This is a genomic window from Yersinia sp. 2542 StPb PI, assembly GCF_048593855.1.
In the GTDB taxonomy this organism is placed as follows: Bacteria; Pseudomonadota; Gammaproteobacteria; order Enterobacterales; family Enterobacteriaceae; genus Yersinia; species Yersinia enterocolitica_E.
In genome coordinates, this window is the sequence record NZ_JAZGQA010000422.1 from 1 (window position 1) to 1,004 (window position 1,004).

The following is a 1,004-nucleotide window of genomic DNA, read 5'->3' on the forward strand; positions in this document are numbered from 1 at the left end:
TTTGGAAAGTATATATTGCCTTCAAATAAAGAAGAAGTAGACCTTATAGTGATAATTTCAATAATATTTAGATCATCCAAGTTGATCGTTATCGTATTCGCTATATTTATTCTTGTGGGAGGAGGGATTGCATTTTTTTCTCCAAAAGAATGGACTAGTTATGCAATAGTATCAGTTACTTCTGATGGTAAGATACAACCGCTTGAATCTGTTGAGTCATCATTATCAGTGCTTAATATTGATTTGAATATTACCGCAGATGACCTGTTCATGGATTTCAGGACATACTACTCTTCTAAAGATATGTTGAGTAAATATATGTCGGAAGAGAAAATTAACGCTAATAATTTTGCTGGGGTTAAAGGCCAGAATATAAAATCGGATAGTGGTGTTAGGGATAATTACATTCTTACTTATAGTTCTAATTTAGAATATGGTTTAAATGATATTTTCTCAGGTTATGTTAATTATATTAACAGGAAAGTTAATGATGATGTTAATGACCAAATTAAATTCACCATAGATACAGCTAAAAAGATAGCCTCTGAAGAATATAATTTAGCTTTACAACAGGTTGAGAATGAACATAAAATCAGAATCCAGAGATTAGAATACGCAGCTTCGATAGCTAAAGCGGCTGGTTTGCAGAAGCCAGCTATTGGTGCATTTGATATTTCTGCTAGTAGTAATAATTATCCAATATCCATGGGTTATGATGCATTAAATAGGCAGTTAGAAATTGAGAGGTCTATAACTGATCTCACAAGTGTTAATGCTGATTTATTGAATAAAAAGCTCTACCTGAATAAAATAACTGCATTACAACCTGTTGTTATAGATGTCCCGACATTTAATTACTTGCAGGAGCCATCGGATCCTCTACAGCAGAGTGTCCCATCTGAACCAATACTTCAAAATAGTAGAAAAGGTTTATTGACAATTATTTTATTTGGTTTTATTGGTTTAATTGGTTCTATTGCATTTGTATTGATGCGGTTTTTTGT

General features: G+C 32.3%; 1 protein-coding gene. It reads left to right on the forward strand.

Features of this window, described 5'->3' with window-relative positions:
* The coding region (locus V1952_RS22055) for a Wzz/FepE/Etk N-terminal domain-containing protein (RefSeq protein WP_420075578.1) at positions 1–1,004 on the forward strand (1,004 nt) is incomplete at both ends.